Consider the following 19,719-nt stretch of genomic DNA (forward strand, 5'->3'; position numbering starts at 1 on the left):
GTACGGGCGTGCCTGAGGGAACCAACACGCTCGCAGATCGACTACGCGGGATCTTCGCCGATACCCGGCCGTTGGCGTCCCCCGATTTTCGGCGGCTGTGGACGGCCAACATCATCACCGTCATCGGTGCTCAGCTCACCGTCGTGGCGGTGCCGGCGCAGATCTACGCCATCACCGGCTCGTCCGCCATGGTGGGCCTGACGGGCGTCTTCGGCCTGGTGCCGCTGGTGGTGATGGGTCTGTGGGGCGGAGCTCTGGCCGACGCCATGGACCGCCGCAAGCTGCTGGAGATCACCACCTTCGGGCTGATCCTCACCTCGGCGCTGTTCTGGGTGCAGGCCGCCTTGAATCTGAACAACGTGTGGCTGCTGCTGGGCGTGTTCGCGCTGCAGCAGGCGTTCTTCGCGGTCAACCAACCGACGCGCACCGCGATCCTGCCCAAGCTCGTCCCCGCCGACCAGCTGCCCGCCGCCAACGCCTTGAACATGACGGTGATGTCCGCCGGCGCCATCGCCGGCCCGCTCGTCGGCGGTGCGCTGATCCCCGTGCTCGGCTACTCGTGGCTCTACCTGATCGACACCCTCACGTTGATGGCGACGCTGTACGCCGTCTGGCGACTGCATCCGATGCCGGTGGAGGGCAAGGCCGGCGCGCCCGGGCTGAGGTCGGTGATCGACGGACTGGTCTATCTGAGTGCGCACAAGATCCTGCTGCTCAGCTTCGTCGTCGACCTGATCGCGATGATCTTCGGCATGCCCCGCGCGCTGTTCCCGGAGATGGCGCACGTCTCGTTCGGCGGGCCCGTCGAGGGCGGGCTGGAGTTCGCCCTGCTGTATGCCGCCATGCCCGCCGGTGCCGTGCTGGGCGGGGTGTTCGGCGGCTGGGTCTCCCGGGTGCGACGTCAAGGCGTGGCCGTGCTGTGGGCGGTCGCCGTGTGGGGTGCGGCGATGGCGGTCATGGGGGCGGCCGTCGGGCTCTCCGGTTGGCAGACGCGAGTGGCGCTGGGCGTCGCTCTGGGCATGCTGGTGATCGGCGGTGCCGCGGACATGGCGTCGGCCGCCTTCCGGCAGTCGATCCTGCTGAGCGCCACCGACGACGCCGTCCGAGGCCGCATGCAGGGCGTGTTCATCGTGGTCGTCGCAGGCGGACCGCGATTGGCCGACGTGCTGCACGGCGCTGTCTCCGACGTTGCGGGCCCGGCCCTGACCACCGGCGGAGGAGGGCTGCTCGTCGTCCTCGGCGTAGCCATCATCGCTCTCGCCGTCCCCGCCTTCCGCACCTATCGCATCGCTGCCTGACAGGCTCGGCAGCGGACGCGCCGGTACGCTGTGGGGATGAGCAACGCCCCGCAGGTTTCCTGTTATCGACATCCGGGTACCGCGGCGGGGGTGGCCTGCCAGCGATGCGAGCGGCCTATCTGTGGGCAATGCATGATTCCCGGTCCGGTGGGGTTCCAGTGTCCGGAGTGCGTGCGAGCCGGCGTCAAGAACATGCGCCAGGCCGAACTGCCTTACGGCGGCAAGCGCTCCGGTGATCCGCGGATCACGTCGATCGTGCTGATCGCCATCAACGTGCTGGTCTGGATCGGCATCATGCTCACCGGCGGGTGGAACGGTTGGCTGGCGAAGACCATCGCGTTGATTCCTGTCGGCATGTGCGACACCGGCGACGGTCTGCACATCGCGCTCACCGACCACGTCGGCTGCATGACCTCATCGACAGCCGGCTATTCGTGGGTTCCCGGGGTGGGCTCCGGTGCCTGGTGGCAGCTGATCACCAGCGCCTTCGCGCATGTGGAGGTCTGGCACATCGGGTTCAACATGCTGGCGCTGTGGATGCTCGGGCCGCTGATCGAGAAGTTGCTGGGTCGCTCCCGGTTCCTCGCGATCTACTTCATCGCTGCACTGGCCGGGTCTGGCGTGGCGGTGCTGTTCTCTCCCACCTTCGGCATGACACTCGGTGCTTCGGGGGCGATCTTCGGCCTGATGGGGGCGGTGCTGCTGATCGCGATCAAACACCAGGGCAACGTGCGCTCCATCCTGATCTGGCTGGGTCTGAACGTCGCGATCACGGTGACCAACCTCGGTCAGATCTCTTGGGAGGGTCACCTGGGCGGCTTCCTCGGCGGCCTCGCCGCCACCGCCGCCGTGATCCACCTGCCCAAGGACAAGCGCTCGTGGCAATGGCCGTTGCTGATCCTGCTGGGCCTTGGCAGCATCGCCCTGTCCGTCATCACCGCCCTGCAGCGATAGAACCCACCGTCACGCTCTCCTCGAGGTGGTCCCTGAGGAGGGAGCGAAGCGACCGTCTCGAAGAGCGTGGATGCGTCAGTCGAAAAGGCTTTTGATCAGCGGGGCGGCGGTGGTGCCGCCGGAGTCGCCGAACTCGACGAAGCTGGCCACCGCGTAGGTGTCGTTGAAGGCGATCATCCAGGCGTGGGTGTCGAGATTCTTCGGGTCGGCGCCGAACTCTGCGGTGCCGGACTTCGCTCCGGTCATGACGCCTTGTAGCGACGTGCCACTGCCCTCGTCGACGGTGGCCTTCATCATGGTGCGCAGCGCGGATGCCTCTTCTTCGGTCAGGGGATCGGCGGTGGACTTCGCCTCGTGACCCTTCACCAGCCACGGGATCACCGTCTTGCCGCTGGCCACTGATGCGGCCACGGCCGCCATGCCCATCGGAGACATGGTGACCTGACCCTGACCGATCATGCTGGCTGCCCGGTCGATGTCGTTGTCGGGCTCTACCGTGCCGAAGTAGGAGGTGAAGCCGGCGTCGTAGTCGGTGCCGACGCCAAGGCTGCCGGCCGCCGCATGCAGTTCCTCGGCGGTGATGTCTTCGGCCGCGCCCGTGAACACCGTGTTGCATGAGTAGGCGATCGCCTCGGTGAGCGTGATCGAGCCATTCTTGCTCGACGGGTATCCGTCGTAGTTCTTGAAGGTATGGCCGGGGATCTGCAGCGTCGTCGGGCACTGCACCGTCGACGACGGCGTCTTCCCGTCGCGCAGCATGGCCAAGGCGGAGACCACCTTGAAGGTGGAGCCTGGTGCGTACTTGCCGAAGGTGGCATGCGGATAGCTGCCTGCCTCTGGCGAGGTGGCGGCCGCCGCGATACCGCCGGTGGCCAGGTCGATCACGACGAGCGCAGCGATGCCCTTCTGTTTGGCGAGCACCTTCTCTGCGTCGGTCTGGAGTTCGCGGTCGAGGCTGGTGTCGATGGGTGAGCCGACGCTGGGATCCTGCTGGAAAAGCACGCGCTCGTTGAACTCGCCCTCGGTGGTGCGATCCTTACGCTCCACCAGCGTGACCACCACGCCTGGTGCTCCGCCCAGTTGCTCCTCGTAGCGGGCCTGCAGCCCGCTCAGGCCCACCACATCGGTGGCGTTCAGCGTGCCGTCCGACTTCTCGATCATCTCTGATGTGGGGTGCCCGATGGTGCCGAGCAGTCCGGTGGCGAAGGTCTTGCTCGGGCCGGTCACCGTCGCGATCTCGTTGACGTGCACACCGGGGATCTCACTGACCTGCGGGCTGACTTGATCCTGGCTGACGGTGGCCGCGATGACGAACTGGCGCTCGCCCCCGGCCTCGACCTTCTTCTGGTAGTCCTTCACGTCGATATCCATGACGGTGGCCAGATCCTCGGCGGCATCCATCCAGTCATCGGCGTCCACCGCGCCTTTGTCCAGCCCGACCTCGAACATGGCCCGCTCCTCCACCAGCGCCAGCCCGTCCTTGTCGTTGATGGCGCCACGACGGCTGAGGGATGAGGTGCGACGTAGCCGTGAGTCGCTGGTGACATCGGGATTGAGAACGCTGGGTGCCCAGTCGAGGCGCCACTGATCGTCGACCAGCTTCAGGCTGGCGGTGGTGTCATATGTCCACGGCTCCTTGGTCACGGCGAGACTCGCATGCAACGTCGCTGTGGCCGACCGTCCGTCCTCGCCGTAGACGATGTCGCCGGGCGTTATCTCCGGGTAGATCTCGTCCATCCCTGCGAACACCGTCTCGAACTCTTCCTGGGCATCCGCCGCTGCGCGCACCATGGGAACCTTCGTGATGTCCTTCTCCGTGATCGCCGTCGCGATGGCGGCGAGCGCGGGGGCGGCATCGGGGACATCCGAGGGCACGTTATTGGTGGGGTCGGGCTCCGGCTGGTTGCTGGGCGTGCACCCAAAGAGCGCGAAGCACGCCGCAGCGGCGATGATGGCGATCGGACGACGACCCACGAGCAGACCTCCCCGGTCTCGGATTCTCTTCTCACGAGCCTACCGGCACCCTCCGACAGCCTCGCGGCCATCTCCAGGCAGCGGCTGCGTCGAAGAAATCCGGACTGTCAGAGGGCGGCGGTATGGTGGAGCAATGCGTGAAATCGACCGGACCCATGCCCTGGCTCCGGCGAAGGCAGGTAAGCCCAACGTGTTGCGGTTTCTGCCCTATGTGAAGCCGTACTGGCGCCAGTTCACATTCTCCTTCCTCACGGCGCCCGCCGGTGTGGGGCTCAGTGTGCTCGGGCCCGTGCTGCTCGGGCGTGTCGTCGACGGACCCATCCGCGACGGCGATGCCCGCGGCGTGGTCTGGTACGCGTTCCTGCTGCTCCTGGTGGGCGTGGTCGAGGCGCTGCTGGGCTTCTTGCGCCGCTGGATCATGGTGCGGGCCACGTCGCACATGGAGGCCGACATCCGGCTGGATCTCTTCGATCAGCTGCAGCGGCTGCCGCTGCAGTTCCACAAGTCGTGGGAGTCGGGCCAGCTGCTGTCGCGCATGATGAGCGACCTCGGCGTGCTGCGTCGCTTCATGTCCTTCGGCCTGGTTGTGCTGCTGATGAACAGCATCCATATCGTGGTGGTGGTGGGCATCATGGTGGCCACGCTGTGGCAGGTGGGCGTCGCGGTGATGGTGCTCGTCATCCCCGTGATCGTCGCAACTTTCGTGCTGATGGGTCGCTTCGGAAAGATCTCGCGGCGCGTGCAGGATCAGACGGGCGACGTGGCGTCTTCGGCGGAGGAATCGCTGCACGGTGTGCGGGTGGTCCGCTCCTTCGGGCGCGCCAAGTACGTCTTCGAGGGCTTCGAGTCCCGTGCTGCGGCGCTGGCCGCCAGCGGCATCGACCGGATGAACCTGGCGTCTGTGATGTGGACCCTGCTCGAAGTCTTCCCGTCGGTGCTGCTGGCCGTGGTGCTGCTGGGCGTCGGCATCGGGGTGTCCGGCGGCGTGCTCTCGGTGGGTGCGGCTGTCACCTTCGTTACTTTGCTGCTCTCGCTGGCCTGGCCGGTGGGCAGCCTCGGCTTCCTGTTGTCGTTCATGCGCGAGGCCGCCACTGCCGCCGATCGTGTTGCCGAGGTGTTCGATGCGCCGGTCACCATCGTCAGTGGTGACCAGCGCCTGGAGAACCCCCGCGGTGAGCTGCGGCTCAGCCACGTCGAGTACCAGTTCCACGACGCCGACCACCCCACGCTGCGCGACGTCGACCTCACCATCGCACCCGGTGAGACCGTCGCCCTGGTCGGCGGCACCGGCTCCGGCAAGTCCACCTTGGTGTCGCTGATCCCGCGCCTCGACGACGTCACCGGCGGGCAGATCCTGCTCGACGGCATCGATCTGCGCGACCTCGACCTCACCCAACTGCGCAGCCTAATCGGCGTCGCCTTCGAGGATCCCATCCTGTTCTCCATGTCGGCGCGCGAGAATCTGACGCTCGGCCGGCCCGACGCCACAGACGACGACATCGCCGAGGCGGTGCGCGTCGCCCGGGCGGAGTTCGTCTACGACCTGCCCTGGGGCCTGGACACCCGGCTCGGCGAGCAGGGGCTGAGCCTCTCGGGCGGCCAGCGGCAGCGGCTGGCCCTGGCCCGCGCGATCCTGGTCTCGCCCAAGGTGCTTGTGCTCGACGACACCCTGAGCGCGCTCGACATCCACACCGAGGCCGAGGTGGAGGAGGCGCTGAAGTCGACGCTGGTGGGCGTGACCGGGCTGGTCGTCGCGCACCGGGCGTCGACGGTGCTGCTGGCCGACCGCGTCGCGATGCTGGTCGAGGGCCGGATCGCGCACGTCGGCACGCACTCCGAACTGCTGGCCACCGTGCCCGAATACCGCGAGCTGCTCTCGGCCGACTACTCGATCGCGCTCGACGGCGGGGACAATGGCGGCAGAGTGATCAGCCCCACCGACCGCAAGGATGGCGACTCGCCGCTCGCTCAGCTGCTCGAGGAACTGCCCACCACGGGCCGACGTGAAGGCCCGCGCGACCGATACGAGGCGGACAAGCGATGAGTGTCGAGACGAAGAACCACCAGTGGCGCGGCGTCAAGCAGGAGATCCAGGACGAGCAGGACGCCGGGGTCGGGCTGCGCGCGCCCTCGCGTCGCCTGCTGGCCGACCTGATCCGGCCATGGCGGGCGTGGCTGCTGTTCCTCGTGGTGGTCGTCGTCGCCGAGGCGGGTGCTCGCCTCTACATCCCGGTGCTGGTGCGCCAGGTGCTCGACCACGGCCTCACCGCCGATCGCTCGGTGCTCTACACCTCGGTCGCGCTGATGCTGGGCGCCATCCTGGTGCAGATCGTCGCGCGCGCCACCTTCCTGCGCCGCTCGGGGCGGATCGGTAACTCCATTCTGTTCGAGCTGCGCCGCCGGCTGTTCACCAAGTTCCAGCGCCTCGACATCCGCTTCCACGACCACTACACCTCTGGCCGCGCCATCTCGCGCATGAGCAGCGATGTCGAGGGCGTCCAGGAACTGGTGCTGCAGGGTCTCGACGTGGTGATCATCGGGGTGCTCACCATCGTCGGGGCCAGCGTGATCATGCTGTCCCTCGACTGGCGGCTCGCCGTCGTGGCCTTTCTCACCTATCCGCTGCTGCTGTTGCTGATGCGCTGGTTCGCCCGCGCCTCGACGCGCGCCTTCCGGGCCGTGCGCACCCGTTCCGCCATCGTGATCGTGCAGTTCATCGAGACCATGACCGGCATCAAGGCCGTGCAGGCCTTCCGTCGCGAGCCTCGTTCCGCCGAGATCTTCCGCTCGGTGGCGCTCGACTACCGCGACGCCAACGTGCGCGCCATGCGCGTCTTCGCCCGCGCGATGCCTGGCATCCAGGCCATCGGCAACCTCGGCATCGTCGTGGTGGTGCTGGCTGGGGGCTATTTCGCGATCGGCGGCACGGTCAGCGTCGGCACCATGGCAGCCTTCGTGCTGTACGTGCGGATGTTCTTCGATCCCATGCAGGATCTCAGCCAGTTCATCTCGTCGCTGCAATCGGCACTGACCGCGCTCGAGAAGGTCTCCAGCGTGATGGAGGAGGAGCCGCAGGTCGACGACCCGGCTGAGCCGACGCCGCTGCCAGCCGCCCGGGGCCAGGTGACGTTTGACGATGTGGATTTCTCCTATATCGAGGGCACCACGGTGCTTCCGGGTCTCAGCCTGGACATCCCCGCCGGGCAGACGCTCGCCCTGGTGGGCACCACGGGTGCCGGCAAGACGACGATCGCCAAGCTGATCGCACGCTTCTACGATCCTGACGCGGGCGCCGTGCGGCTGGACGGCGTCGACCTGCGCGACCTCGACGACGACACCCTGCGTCGCCACGTCACGCTGCTCACCCAGGAGAACTTCATCTTCGCCGGCTCTATCGCCGACAACATCCGCTTCGGCCGCCCCGACGCCACCCGTGAGGAGGTGGAGGCCGCCGCCCGCGCGCTGGGTGCGCACACCTTCATCGAGGAGATGCCCGACGGCTATGACACCGATACCGGCAAGCGCGGCGGGCGGCTCTCCGCGGGCCAGCGTCAGCTGATCGCCTTCTCGCGCGTGATGCTGGCCGACCCCAAGGTGCTGATCCTCGACGAGGCCACCAGCTCGATGGACATCCCCACCGAGCGCCTGGTCCAGCAGGCGTTGGGCACGATCCTCGCCGATCGCACGGCGATCATCATCGCCCACCGGCTGTCCACCGTCGAGGTGGCCGACCGCGTGCTGGTGCTGCAGCACGGCCAGGTGGTGGAAGACGGTGTCCCGTCGGAGCTGGTGAAGGGCGAGGGCCGCTACGCCGACCTCCACCGCGCATGGATCGCGTCCCTCGCCTGACGCCCTTCGGCATGCGGGGCGAGCAGATGTCAGTTTTCCACAGCGGCCAGGAACTACTGGGCGCCGTCGGGGTCGCGGCGTAAACTCCAAGCATGACTATGAGCGTCGCCGAGGTTGAGCAGCTGTTGCTGTCTATGGATCGACAGGACCGTGCCGAGGTGCTGCATCGCGGTATCCGCAGCCTTGATGCGGACGACCACGTGACCGACGATCAGGCCGAGGTCGATGCCGCCTGGCGCGCAGAGCTTCGCCGTCGCATTGACGACATCGAAAGCGGGAAGGTCGAGTTGCTCGACGCGGCCGAGGTGCACGCGCAGCTTCGGGCCGAACTCGCCGCACGTCGCAAGTGACCCTCTTCACTCGCGAGCACTCCGAAGCTCGCGCTGAACTTCGCGAGAAGCCCCGAGAAGACCCAGCGCAATCTTAGGCAGCGACTGTTCTGTGACCGCCGGCTGCTCTTTTCGAGGCTCCGCTGCGCTCCGCACCTCAAAGAGCGTCATCGGCGCTCCGCGCTTGCCCTGATTGTCGAGGCTTCGGCCTGGGGCTCGTTCCGGTTGCTGAGGAGCGAGGGACGAGCGTCTCGAAGTGCGGCTGAGCCGCCGCACCTCAAAGAGCGTCATTCGGTGCCCTGCTCTCGAGGCCGACGGAGGATGGTGGCTCCCAGGACGACGACCCAGACGGTGAGGGTGTCGAAGGAAAGCCGCTCCGTGCCCCCGAAACCCAGCACGGGAATGTCGACTCCGTCGAGGGCAGCGATGAAGCCCGCGAATCCGGCCACGGACAGCATGAGTGCGGCGACGGTGAACCACCGGAACGCCCCGCGGCCGGCAGCCACGGCGAAGCACACCATCGCCACCCACTGAGCAACGGCCTGCGCGAGAGCAGCAAGGTCGTGCACATCGGGGGCGATATCCCAGGGCGCGAGCCCGGCGCCGATGACACCGAGTCCGCTGAGCGCCAGGAAGATCGCTCCAACTCGTCCCAGCGCGCTGCCCCAGTAGCCGGAGACGAGCAGTGCGCCGGCTGCCACCAAGATCCCGGTGAGCACCATGCCCGCGTTGAACAGCGGATGCAGTGGGGAGCAGACCTCTCGAAGCTGCTGGCCTTGTTCCGCGAACTCGCCGCACACCGTCACGCCCAGATCGCTGATCGCGTTACGCGTGAGCGAGTACCCATCCGGCCATGCGGACGCGACGACGACCTGTATCGGGATGAGCGCGGCGCTCGCGATCAGCAGGAATGCGCCGATCCGGTATCGCTTCATCGCACCTCAAAAAACTGGTGTTTGCCTAGAGTCCGACGATCTCGTCGGGGGTGGTGGTGGTCATGCGGACGGTGACATCCACCTCGTCGCCCACTTTCACCAGCGGACTCTTGCCGGCCACGAACAGCATCGACGAATGCATGTGCGGGGGCTCCGCGAAGGGACGCTTCTTGCCGCCGAGGGAGAAGGGCGAGAGCGCCTGGCCGGTGGCTGACAGCACCCCTTCGGCCACGGTGATCAGGCGCTGCCTGGCGTTACGCTGCGGGACAGGCGCGGCCAGGGCGACGCCGTGCGCGGTGCCGCCTGAGACCACCACGATGAAACCGTCGCTGGGCGCCTTACTCTGGTGATAGCCCAGGGAGGTGACCCGGGATACGCGGTGCACGTCGAGCACCGTTGCGGTGGTGCGGTACGCCTGCTTATCGCCTAGCCAGAGCCGTGTTCCGACTCGCATCCGGGTGGGAACGGGGGAGTCCTCGGCGAAGCTGCGGTAGTCGTCCACCGACAGATGAGACAGCCAGAACGGAGCCTCCGCGTGGGGCGCGTGGGCCAAGCGCAGGGCCTCCTCCAGAGAACCCGTGGCGGGTAGATGGATCGCCCACCCCTCGAGGTTGACGCCGTCCAGCGAGAGCCGGGACGCCTCGTCAGGGAGAATCCCATGGCGGCGCATCGAGGTGAGGATCTCGACGATCACCCGTGCACCCGGCGCGATTTCAGCGATCTGGTCGACATCGTCGGCTCGGGAGACGGTGGTGATCACGCGGTGATCGTCCAACAGGGCGGTGGCCAGAGCGTCGCCGGGGCGCCACGGGTTGAGCACCACGACATCGCCGTCCCAACCACCGGAGCGCACCGCCGCCACCTCTTGGGCGATGCCGACGGCGATGACGTCGACGCCCAGCCGGGACGACTCCTGGGCCAGGAGATCCAGTCCGAAGCCGTAACCGTTGCCCTTGGCGACGGGCACGAGGCCTCGGACGTCGTGAAGCACCTGCTCCTGATGCGCCCGCCACCGCGCGGCGTCGATGTGGAGGCTGAGCGTCATCGGGTCACCGCCGCTTCAAGTAGAGGCTGAAGGCCGCGTAGAGCGGCTTGTTGATGGCGCGATCCCATTCGCCGAGATAGGCCACGGCCTCGCCGCCGGTGCCCACCTTGAACTGGATCAGGCCGATCTCCGGATCGTCCGCGCCAACGCCTTCGGTGATGCCGCGCAGGTCGTAGACGGCGCACCCAGCCGCGTTGGCATCGCGGATCATCCGCCACTGGATGGCGTTGGAGCCGCGCACCTCGCGCTTGGCGTTGGTGGAAGCACCATAGGAGTACCAGGCGTGCTCACCGACCTGCACCATCGTCGTGGCGGCGACCAGGTCGCCCTCGTGCTCGGCGAGGTAGAGCCGCATCCGCCCGTCCTCTTCGGCGTTGAGCGCATCCCACATCTCCTCGAAGTAGCTGAGCGCGCGTCCGGTGAAGCCATCGCGCTCGGCGGTCTCCAAGTAGATGCGGTGGAAGCCGGCGAGTTCCTCGCGCGTGCCGAGGCGCACCTCGACGCCGAGCTTGTCGGCCTTCTTGATGTTGCGCCGCCACAGCTGGTTCATGCCCTTGAGGAGCTGGTCCTCGGCGAGCTGGTTGCCATCCGCGTCGCGCAATGGCAGCTGGAAGTTGAACATGGGCTGGCCGGCGGCGAAGCCGTGGCCGGAATCCTCGGTCACCCAGCCACCGTGCTGGAGCTGGCGCAGCACTCGGGTGCCGAGGCGCGTCGTCTCGTCAGGAGTAGCCTCAGAGAGCCGGGTGATGTTCTCGTCGGCGACGGCGGCCTTGATCGTGTCGGCCTTCCAGCGACGATGCACGACGGTAGGCCCGATCCGCACGGCGAAGCTCTTGCGCTTCTTCGCGAAGGCGACGAGGGCGTCGAACTGCTCGTCCAGGTCGTCGCGTTCCCAGTCGAGTACCGGGCCCTCGGGGAGATAGGCGAGGTAGCGCTTCAGCTTGGGCAGCTGGCGATAGAGAACCAGGCCCACCCCGATGAGCTGATCGCCGCTGAACCAGCCGATGGACTCGCCGCGCCACGCGGCCTTGACCTTGGCCCAGGCTGGAGTCTGCAGGAAGGACGCCGAACCACGCTCGGCGATGAACCCGAGATGCTCTTCGGTGCTGATGGGACGCACAACAATGCTCACCGCCCCCAACCTACCCGGAGCCGAGCGTGTCGGCCAAGAGTTCGGGCAGTTGGGGGCGGTGAGTGTCGCGCCCAGAGGCGGAGTTCAGGAGAGCTCGTCCTTGGTGGTGTCGGCGAGCACCGGGTCGAGTTCGATGTCGGCGACGCGCGGGCCTTCCTTGGGGTTGGCGATGAGCGCCTCGTAGGCGGCGACGATCTGATCGATGGCCTCCTCGTCGGTGACCTCACCGGTGTCGATGACCAGATCGAAGTTGGCCTCGTCGGCCCAATCCTTCGAGTACAGCAGCTTGGTGAACTTGGAGCGAGCCTTGTCGTCGGACTCGATCTTCTTGGCCGCCTCTTCCGGAGTGGTGTCGTCGCGCAGTGCGATGCGCTGGGCGCGTACCTCGTCGGGAGCCTTGACGAACACGTCGAGCACGTCGCTGTAAGGCTGGAGGACGGCGAATCCACCGCGACCGAGGATGACGGTGTCGCCCTCAGCTGCCGCGGTCAGGATGGTCTTGTTCATCCACTCGATGGTCCAGACGCTGTCCTGCTTGAACAGCTCCCAGAACTTCGGGGCCTTGTCGCCGTAGAGGTCGTCGAGGTGGATCAGCCCGTACTGCTTGATCACCTTGTTGATGGTGGCCTTGTCCGCGAGGGGCCAGCCGAGCTTCTTGGCGACCCCGCGTGCGATACGCGCGCCGTGGCTGCCCAGCTGCCGGGAAATCGTGATGGCTGCCATGATCTTCCTTCCTATGGCGGCGTGTGGGGCACGCCATGCCAACTGTTTACTCCGCCCGGACGTGGGCGCACGAGTTATGGGACAACTCTAGTGCCCGTGGCCTCAAATGTCAGCACATATGAGAACTACCTTTGTTCGGCCCTAAGAAGGTGCTTGCGCACGCGGAGGCCGGACGCGATGAGGCGCTGCACCAGCTCGCGTGCTCGCACGGGAAGGGCACCCGCGGCAACGAGCCGCTCGTAGCTCTCTGCGGGTACGTCGTAGTGGTCGTGATCGAAGGCGCGTGGATGGACGTGGTTGGCTGATGCGAAGGCGTGCAGTTCGTCGAGGGAGACATCGGAGACGAGGTGAGAGAAGGTGGTGCCATGCGCCGGCCACACCGGTGGATCGATCAGGATCGCCATAGGTGCCTCCTTTCGTTCCGACGCACGATGCCATTGTGCCTACTGCAGCACGCCACGCCGCGGCTCGGCAACCACCGTTCGTAGAGCGTGCTGAATCCGCACCACGGTCTCCTGGCGGAGATCCCGTCCTGCCGCGCGGGCGACTCGGGTGAGTGCCAGAACCTCTTCATCGGCCTTTCGCCGATTGCCGATGCTCGCCCAGTACTGGACGGCGCGAGAGGCCAGATTCTCGTCGTGCGGGGCGGCGAGCCGGCCTTGGCTCAGCGCCCACTCGGCGGTTGACATGTCTCCCTGAGGGAGCGACCGATCGAAGAGCGCGCATGCCGCGTCGATGATCGTCGCTTCCATGGTGACGCGAAGGTCTTCCGCCCAAGCCCACTGGAAGGCGACGCCTTGCAATGGCTCGCCGCGTACCAGCGCGAGGGCATCGGTCAGCGTGGACGTGCTCGAAAGGTTGACCGAACCGCTGATCAGCGCATCGAAACGCTCCCAGTCAGAGGACACCTTGGGGTGGAGTTCGATGCGGCCGGAGTAGGCGTCGGGGAGGTACTGGGTGCCATCGGGTGCTGTGCCGAGCCACGTGCGCAGTCTGCTCATGTTCGATCGGCGCGTGCTTTCGGCGACCATCAGGTCGCGCTGCATCTGAGTGGATGTGGCCCCCGGGTGGATCAACAACCACGCGCAGTACTCGATGCACTGCGTTCGTGCCTTGCTGGGTTCGGGGCCGGTGTGATGCAGCAGGTCGACCTCACCGAGGAGGAGCAGCGTCGGCGACGGGGGTTCTGGCATCGGAATGACCTCCGCTGTGTATGGCCGCGGCATCTCGGGAAGTGGTGGTTCGGGGCCTTGAGGATCCTCGGTCCACCACGGCGCCGGGGTGTTGTGCGCCGACGCGGTGTCGGCGAAGAGCTGGACGAGGGCGCGGCGCGCCGGCGCCCCGATCAGTTGGGGAGTCAGCGGCTCAGGACGTCCGGGAAGGAGGAGCCGATCGTCGTCGACATGGATCGCCGACGCGCGCCCGGGATGAGCGGATGCGGCCAGCACGGATATCCCCACCTGACCCAGGTCGAGTGCCCTCTCGACGGCCTCCTCTTGGTGCGGCCGCAAAGGTTGGGCGAAGACGAACACCAACGGCGCCCAGGCTGTGGCGAGTTCTACGTCGGCGCGCACCTCCGCGAGGGTTCGAAGGCCCAGGCCTACCCGGCGTTCCGTCGCGACGGTGGTGAGTTCCTGGAGGGCGTCGTTGGTGGACAAGGCTCGTACTGCGGGGTCGTCCAGGGAGCCGGCCCAGTCGTCGGGGGCGTCGGCCACGATCAACGACACCTCCTCCGACCAAGGCGCACATAGGAGGCTCGTGATGGCCGCGCCCAGCAGGCCTTGGACGCTGTCGTGAGGACCGGTGACGAAGCTGCGACGCTCCTCCTCCAGGTGGTGGAGAACCTCGTTGGCCGACGGGTCCCAGCCGATCAGCCACGCGGTAGGGGCGGCGTCCTTGTTGGTGTGAGTGGAGCTGCCCGCGCGTCGGACCAGGGCCGTCCAGAAGCGGAGGAGATCGGTGCCGAGTGGCGCGATGCGGTGCCCGAGGGTGCGCCCCAGCGCCTGCAGTCGGCGACGCTGGGCGATTCCGACGGCGAGGCTGGCGGCGAGCACCGCGGCCATCGATCCCAGCAACACACCCACGCCCGCGTCCTCCTCCTCGGAAGAAGAAGGAACAGGCGCGGCATCGGAGGGAGCGTGCTGCGAGGGACGAGGATCTGGGGCGACGACGCGGTCCCCCTCCGGAAGGATGTGGCGCTCCGTCATCAGTTCGAGTTGTGGTTCAGGCAGCTCGACGGGCTCCGGCTCGGTGGGATCGGACACGTTTTGCGCAGTCTCGTTCGCTGGGGCCGGCTGGTTCTCGTCTGCCTCCGCGGCCTCCATCGCCGGCAGGGTGAGCACCCATCCGATGTCGATCTGGTCGGGATCCGCGATCTGATCCTTGTTGAGACGATAGATCTCGGGCCAGCGCTCCCCGTCGCCTAGGTGCGCTTCGGCCAGGCGCCACAGACTGTCTCCCCGGGCCACGACGACGGTGCTCGGGTGCTCCTCCCCTTGCTCTTGCATCTCTTCGGAGGTGGTTGATTGCTCGGCGCGTTGTGGCAGGACGAGGCGTTGTCCAGGGATGAGTCGTGACTCCGCTGTGAGCCCGGCCGTCGCGGCGACGATCTCGCGCCACCTGTCACCGGAGCCCAACTCCCGTTCGGCCACTCCCCACAACTCGTCGCCAGGCTGGACGACGTACTCCCGGGTGTGCGGCGCGTGAGAGGCGGGTGCCTCCGTGGCGACGGGGCGAGGGCTTGCCACGGCGACCGTATCGGCCGTCATGACAGGCGGTGGCAGGGGAAGGGGTGGTGTGGCCAGCGCCGTTGTGGGCGCGAAGGTCGCCGCCGCGACCAGTGCGGTGATGGTGGGGCGCAGCCACTCGGTGCCGGGGAGACGGATGGCGACGCGCCCGCGGCTGAGGACGGCGAACACCTCGAACAACGTGGTGAGGGCGACCACGAGCCAGGCGACCCACGCCACCACGGACAAGAGGCCCAGAAGAACCTGTCCGTTGTCCGGCGTGGTGAGAACCCGGGCCCAATCGACGCCGACCAGAGCGTCCACGCGCCCCCAGGACAGCAGCAGAAACGGCACGCCGACAACCACGACCAGAAGCGTCGCGATGGCCACGAACGCGCGTATCAGCTTCATGCAGCCTCCCTTCGTGGTGTTGGCCCGGCCGGCGCGGTTGTGCTGCCGGTGGATGTTCGTCCCGTCATTCTTGTGCGGTGGGGGCGTCAATCACCGGTGAATCCGCCTACTGTGGAAAAGCCGCGGAGACTTATGCACAGCAGGCGGAAAGGGGTTGACAAGCGTCACGGCACGGTCGCAGTGGGCATACGGTCGCGGACGTAGTCGGTGATGAACAGGATGATCGCCAGCGCGACGCTGACGGCGCCGGCGAGCAGGATCGCATTCTCCGTCGACTGCGACAGTCCGCGTTCGTCGCGCGGGCGGTACTTCGCGTCGATCCAGGTGCCGACGGCCCAGTGAATTGCCTTCATGTTCTCTTCCTTTGCTGGGTGGAGGGTGATGGGTTACGGGGAGACGAGTCTCAGGAGGGCGGGAGCCAGGAAGGCGAGGCCGAGCAGCATCGCGGGGATCGTCATCCAGATGGTCAGCCCCTCGCTGGCCTCCTGGGCCGCGACCTTCTGCTTGGTGAGGTGCGCGTCGCGGAGTTCCTTCACCCGCGCCTGCAGCACGCCTGCCAAACCGACGCCTTGCTCCTCAAGCTGCATCACGTCGGCGAGGTCGGCCAGTTCGGGCACATCCCACTCCTGAGCGATCGCGCGGAGTTCTCCCCAGGGCGGGCGCTGCTCCATCCGTGCGCGCTCCAGTCCGGCGGTGATTCGGCGAAACAGTGGCACGTCCGAGACGGCGGCGGCCGAGGCGACGGCCTGCGACGCCGACGCGTTCGCGAGGCGCTCGAGAGCCACCAGGTCGAAGAACGTGTGCACGGCGTCCGTCGTGGCCCGACGGTGGGTGGTCGCGGAGCGTGCGAGCCGGAGGTCGGGCAGGAAATAGCCGGCGATCGCGCCGAGGAGGCCCCAGGCCGGCGACGCCGGATTGGGTTGCTGGTCGAGAACCAGGGCCATGATCAACCACACACCGGGTAGTAGGAGGCCGGTCAGGGAGAAGATCAGCTTCTCGGTGAAGAAGTCTCCCACCGGGCGATCCTGCATGAGCAGGAGGCGCTGCTGCTTTGCGGACAGCGGTAGCCGTAGTCCGTGGAACGACCACCTCGTGGTCTGACTGGACGGTGAGTTCTGAACCAGCGGTGCGCGGTGGGACAGCGAGCTGAGCGCGTCGTCGAGCCGCACGGTCGCGGGGCGTGCCCCGGCGACGACCATGATCACACCCAAGCCGACCACGGCGCCGCTGGCGATGGCCCAGCCGATCATGGTGCGCTCCGCAGGAACCGAGGAGCGGGCGGCGGCACCGTGCGTCGCCGCAGCATGACCAGGCACCCCACGTAAGCAAGGCACAGGGCCAAGGCGATGATCTGCCCGACCGGCGTGCGATACGGGGCGAAGAAGGATCCGCTGAATACCAGCGCCAGCCCGAGCACGGTGAGCGTGATGGCCGTCACCTGCCGCACGACGGCGCGCGGCTTCGCTCGCTCGGCGGACACCTCGCGCAGCGCCCGCAGACGATCCTGGATGGTGTCGGATAGTCCCATCAGCGTCGCGTTGGTTCCGACGCCGCCCCGAGTCGACGCGATCGCCAGCGCCGCGAGCACCGCGTCGGCGTCGGCCGAGTTCACTTCGTCGGCCATCGCCAGCAGCGCGTCGCGAGTGGGCCAGCGCTGATCGAGGCGGTCGCAGAGGCGGGTCACCGCGGGCACCAAGACGGAAGGGGCCTGACTTCGAGTGGAGAAGATCGCGTCGCGGATCGATTTTCCGGATGTGAGCGAGGTTCCGAGCAACCGGACCCATCGGTCGAGCGCGGCCAGCAGTTCCACTTCGTTGTTGGGTGGCTCCGAGAGCAGGAGGGGGATGAGGATCAGCGCGCCCGGAATGACGACGAGAGCTAGCAGCCACCCCGTGATGGCCGCGGTGAGTACGCCCGCGACGATACTCAGCCCCACCCAGCCGCGCTGTCTGGTGTTGAGAGATCCCCACAATGAGCGGCCTCTTGTCCACAGACCTGTGGATGATTCTGTGGATACGGCCCGCTCGCGGCGCCTGACCCCATCGGTGACAAGCAGTATGCCTAGCACGACGAGTGCGCCCGAGGTGGAGGCGATCACTACCCCCATGGCGTGTCCTGACGGAAGGCGGCCAACTCGTCGAGGGTGACCGCGTCCGGCTGGAAGAGCTCTGGCTGGATGGGTGTGGCGGCGCGATAGACCAGGTGGGTGGTGGGTCGCCCGGCTTCCAGCGATCCCGTGATCTGGCGCACCTCGCTGACATAGCGGCTGCGGCGGCCACCGCGCCACACGTCGTCGCGCAGCACCACGTGCACGATGAAGTCGATGTGATGGGCGATCTGCCGCATCGCCTCGTCCATCCCGAGCACTCCGCCCTGTGCGACGCGAGCGGCCAGTCGGTCGATGGTCGAGGCGGAAGAATGCGAGTGCGTCGTCGACAGCGTTCCGGCGCCGGCTTGCATCGCCTCGAACATCGCGCCGGCCTCCTCGCCGCGCACCTCGCCGACGATCAACCGGCTGAGATTCTGGCGGAGGGCCTCTGGGATGAGATCTGCGACGGTGTAGCTGCCGACCGATCGTCCATCTGCCGACTCCCCCATGCCGATCCGGGCCTGCAGCGCGAGGACGTTGCGTCGTCGCTCGCTCAGGTGGGTGAGCAGCTCGTAGTCCGTCTCCAGCGTTCCGAATCGTTCGGTGGGATGGATCGCGTCGATCAAAGCTCTCAACAGAGTGGTCTTGCCCGCGCCCTGATCGCCGCTGATCACGATGGACTTCCGCGCTCGCACCGCGGCATGCAGAAGTTCAGCGAGAGGACGTGGCAGCATTCCGTCGCGGGAGAGGTCGGCCAGAGTGATGTCCGTGAGCAGGTGCTGGCGGATCACGATGCTGGGCCGATAGCTCAACCCGAACCCGATCGCGTGCAGCCGGAACCGGCTGCCGAGAGCCAGAGTCATCGTCGGATGCGCGTCGTCGAATGGCCGTGGGGGATGGGCGGTCTCGCCGAGAAACCTGATCGCCTCGACGAGTTCCTCGTCACTATCAGCGACCGGGGGATGAGGTTCGCGACGCCCGTCGTCGTACTGCACAGCGACGTTGTCGTAGCCGTGGATCTCGATGTTCTCGGCGTCGATGATCTCGAACAGCGGCTGCAATCGGCCGTACCCGAAGATCGCCGACTCGACGGCATCCGCATACCGCAGCTCGGTCTCCAACGGCCAGAGCGCCTCGCCCTGCTCGCTCAGCAGCTGTGCGCGGTTGTGCACGACCGCGCGAATGATCGCGCGGCCGCGTACCCGCCGGTCTTCGTCAGGCATGGGGGAGCCACGGCTCGCCCGCCATTCCTCCATGGCACGACCCAGCTGCTCCGCGGTCTGGCGACGCAACGTGACGACCAACTGCCAATCGACCCCGTCGGTTGTCACCGCGGCGTGGGCTCTGCGGGGAGGTCTGGCCGACTCATCCTGTTGACGCAGAGGCTGAGGAACAATCCCGAGGAGCCCAAGGTCGCCGGTGAGGGAGGGCAGCTTGGAGGCCGGTGTCGTCATGCGTCCACCCGCCTCAGCGTGGTGAGCCGCTCGCCGCGGCGATCAGCAAGCCGCTCGCTCAGCCGCTTGGCCTCCGCCCTGAAGCGCCCCATGAGATCCTGCTCGAAGAACCGCCGCGGCTCCGTCGTCCCGTCGCTGAGCACCGCGGCGCGCTTGGGCTCCCACGGCACCTCCGTCCAGATCTCGGCCTCGAACTGCCGTGCGATCTCCGAACTCGCATACGGCCGGTTCGGGCCTATCAACGCCATTCCCCAAGGCCTCGAGACCGGCAGGCTGGACAGTTGCTCGGTGAGCGTCGTGAGATGGATCCGCGACGAGGCGAGCGAACGCAAGGACGTCTGCGTGACGAAGAGCACCGCGTCGGCGTTGGTGAGCAAGCCCAGCGGCGGACCCGAAGGGCCGATGCGTCCGCCGTCGATCAGGACATCGGCGCCCACCGCGTCGAGAGAGGCAAACCCTTCGCCCAAGGACGCCCAGACAGACTCGAAGAGCCGTGGCATGCCGGGGTGCAGAAAACCTGGGAGAAATCTGCGGCGAGGCTCCTCGCCGTCCGCGAGGGCGAGCGTGTGGCGCCAGATTTCTGGGGAGAGGCTGGTGCCCTCTCGGTGCAGGTGGAGCAGGGAGCCCAGACCGAGGCCGCGATGGTCTACTCCACGGAGATACCCGGCCAGCACGGCTTGAGAAGGATCGCGGTCGCAGTCGGCCAGCAGAACGTCGCGCGGCCAGGTGAGGGCGAGCCCCAACGCGGTGGCGGTGACGCCCGGCGAACCGGGCGCACCGCAGAGCAGGACGACGGCCAT

Annotated in this window: 17 protein-coding genes; 5 read left to right on the forward strand and 12 right to left on the reverse strand. The window is 67.3% G+C overall.

What is annotated here, in order from left to right; genetic code table 11:
- Positions 1 to 8 precede the first annotated feature (8 nt).
- On the forward strand, positions 9 to 1,298 hold the full coding sequence (locus P0D62_RS07355) for an MFS transporter (RefSeq protein WP_275701981.1): 1,290 nt from the start codon (positions 9 to 11) through the stop codon (positions 1,296 to 1,298).
- Positions 1,299 to 1,430: 132 nt separating this feature from the next.
- Positions 1,431 to 2,252: a rhomboid family intramembrane serine protease gene (locus P0D62_RS07360; protein ID WP_275701982.1), complete on the forward strand. Its 822-nt coding sequence runs from the start codon at positions 1,431 to 1,433 to the stop codon at positions 2,250 to 2,252.
- A 75-nt stretch (positions 2,253 to 2,327) separates the two neighbouring features.
- Here P0D62_RS07360 and P0D62_RS07365 read toward each other — a convergent pair whose 3' ends face one another.
- Positions 2,328 to 4,226, reverse strand: coding sequence for a penicillin-binding transpeptidase domain-containing protein (locus tag P0D62_RS07365; protein ID WP_275701983.1), 1,899 nt, complete (start codon positions 4,224 to 4,226; stop codon positions 2,328 to 2,330).
- Between the two features lie 133 nt (positions 4,227 to 4,359).
- On the opposite strand from P0D62_RS07365, the gene P0D62_RS07370 reads away from it, so the two are divergent.
- The 3 genes from P0D62_RS07370 to P0D62_RS07380 all read left to right on the forward strand — a co-directional run bounded on the left by P0D62_RS07370 (position 4,360) and on the right by P0D62_RS07380 (position 8,425).
- On the forward strand, positions 4,360 to 6,270 hold the full coding sequence (locus P0D62_RS07370; RefSeq protein WP_275701984.1) for an ABC transporter ATP-binding protein: 1,911 nt from the start codon (positions 4,360 to 4,362) through the stop codon (positions 6,268 to 6,270).
- Positions 6,267 to 8,075, forward strand: coding sequence for an ABC transporter ATP-binding protein (locus tag P0D62_RS07375; protein ID WP_275701985.1), 1,809 nt, complete (start codon positions 6,267 to 6,269; stop codon positions 8,073 to 8,075). Before P0D62_RS07370 ends, P0D62_RS07375 begins: the two co-directional genes overlap by 4 nt.
- 92 nt (positions 8,076 to 8,167) lie before the next feature.
- Positions 8,168 to 8,425 (forward strand): addiction module protein, encoded by a 258-nt coding sequence (locus tag P0D62_RS07380; RefSeq protein ID WP_275701986.1) that lies wholly within the window; start codon positions 8,168 to 8,170, stop codon positions 8,423 to 8,425.
- 266 nt (positions 8,426 to 8,691) lie between these two features.
- Here the strand turns inward: P0D62_RS07380 and P0D62_RS07385 are convergent, their stop codons facing one another.
- The 11 genes from P0D62_RS07385 to P0D62_RS07435 form a co-directional block, all read right to left on the reverse strand.
- The gene (locus P0D62_RS07385; protein ID WP_275701987.1) at positions 8,692 to 9,339 is read right to left on the reverse strand and encodes a DUF998 domain-containing protein; all 648 of its coding nucleotides are present in this window, start codon (positions 9,337 to 9,339) and stop codon (positions 8,692 to 8,694) included.
- Between the two features lie 25 nt (positions 9,340 to 9,364).
- Entirely contained in the window at positions 9,365 to 10,384 is a 1,020-nt protein-coding gene (locus P0D62_RS07390; RefSeq protein ID WP_275701988.1) for an alanine racemase, read from the reverse strand.
- Between the two features lie 4 nt (positions 10,385 to 10,388).
- Complete coding sequence (locus tag P0D62_RS07395) at positions 10,389 to 11,516, reverse strand: lipid II:glycine glycyltransferase FemX (protein WP_275701989.1); 1,128 nt, start codon at positions 11,514 to 11,516, stop codon at positions 10,389 to 10,391.
- An 84-nt stretch (positions 11,517 to 11,600) separates the two neighbouring features.
- Positions 11,601 to 12,239, reverse strand: coding sequence for a cytidylate kinase-like family protein (locus tag P0D62_RS07400; RefSeq protein WP_275701990.1), 639 nt, complete (start codon positions 12,237 to 12,239; stop codon positions 11,601 to 11,603).
- Positions 12,240 to 12,364: 125 nt separating this feature from the next.
- Positions 12,365 to 12,643, reverse strand: a complete 279-nt coding sequence (locus tag P0D62_RS07405) for a DUF4031 domain-containing protein (RefSeq protein ID WP_275701991.1) — start codon at positions 12,641 to 12,643, stop codon at positions 12,365 to 12,367.
- 39 nt (positions 12,644 to 12,682) lie between these two features.
- A complete protein-coding gene (locus P0D62_RS07410; RefSeq protein WP_275701992.1) occupies positions 12,683 to 15,376 on the reverse strand; it encodes a LysM peptidoglycan-binding domain-containing protein in 2,694 nt (897 codons plus the stop codon).
- A 164-nt stretch (positions 15,377 to 15,540) separates the two neighbouring features.
- A complete protein-coding gene (locus tag P0D62_RS07415; RefSeq protein WP_275702033.1) occupies positions 15,541 to 15,729 on the reverse strand; it encodes a hypothetical protein in 189 nt (62 codons plus the stop codon).
- 33 nt (positions 15,730 to 15,762) lie between these two features.
- Complete coding sequence (locus tag P0D62_RS07420; RefSeq protein ID WP_275701993.1) at positions 15,763 to 16,626, reverse strand: hypothetical protein; 864 nt, start codon at positions 16,624 to 16,626, stop codon at positions 15,763 to 15,765.
- Complete coding sequence (locus P0D62_RS07425; RefSeq protein WP_275701994.1) at positions 16,623 to 17,312, reverse strand: type II secretion system F family protein; 690 nt, start codon at positions 17,310 to 17,312, stop codon at positions 16,623 to 16,625. Before P0D62_RS07425 ends, P0D62_RS07420 begins: the two co-directional genes overlap by 4 nt.
- A 161-nt stretch (positions 17,313 to 17,473) precedes the next feature.
- On the reverse strand, positions 17,474 to 18,919 hold the full coding sequence (locus tag P0D62_RS07430) for a CpaF family protein (protein WP_275701995.1): 1,446 nt from the start codon (positions 18,917 to 18,919) through the stop codon (positions 17,474 to 17,476).
- Positions 18,916 to 19,719 (reverse strand): hypothetical protein, encoded by an 804-nt coding sequence (locus P0D62_RS07435; RefSeq protein WP_275701996.1) that lies wholly within the window; start codon positions 19,717 to 19,719, stop codon positions 18,916 to 18,918. Before P0D62_RS07435 ends, P0D62_RS07430 begins: the two co-directional genes overlap by 4 nt.

It is taken from the genome of Tessaracoccus caeni (assembly GCF_029211185.1).
GTDB classification, from domain to species: domain Bacteria; phylum Actinomycetota; class Actinomycetes; order Propionibacteriales; family Propionibacteriaceae; genus Arachnia; species Arachnia caeni.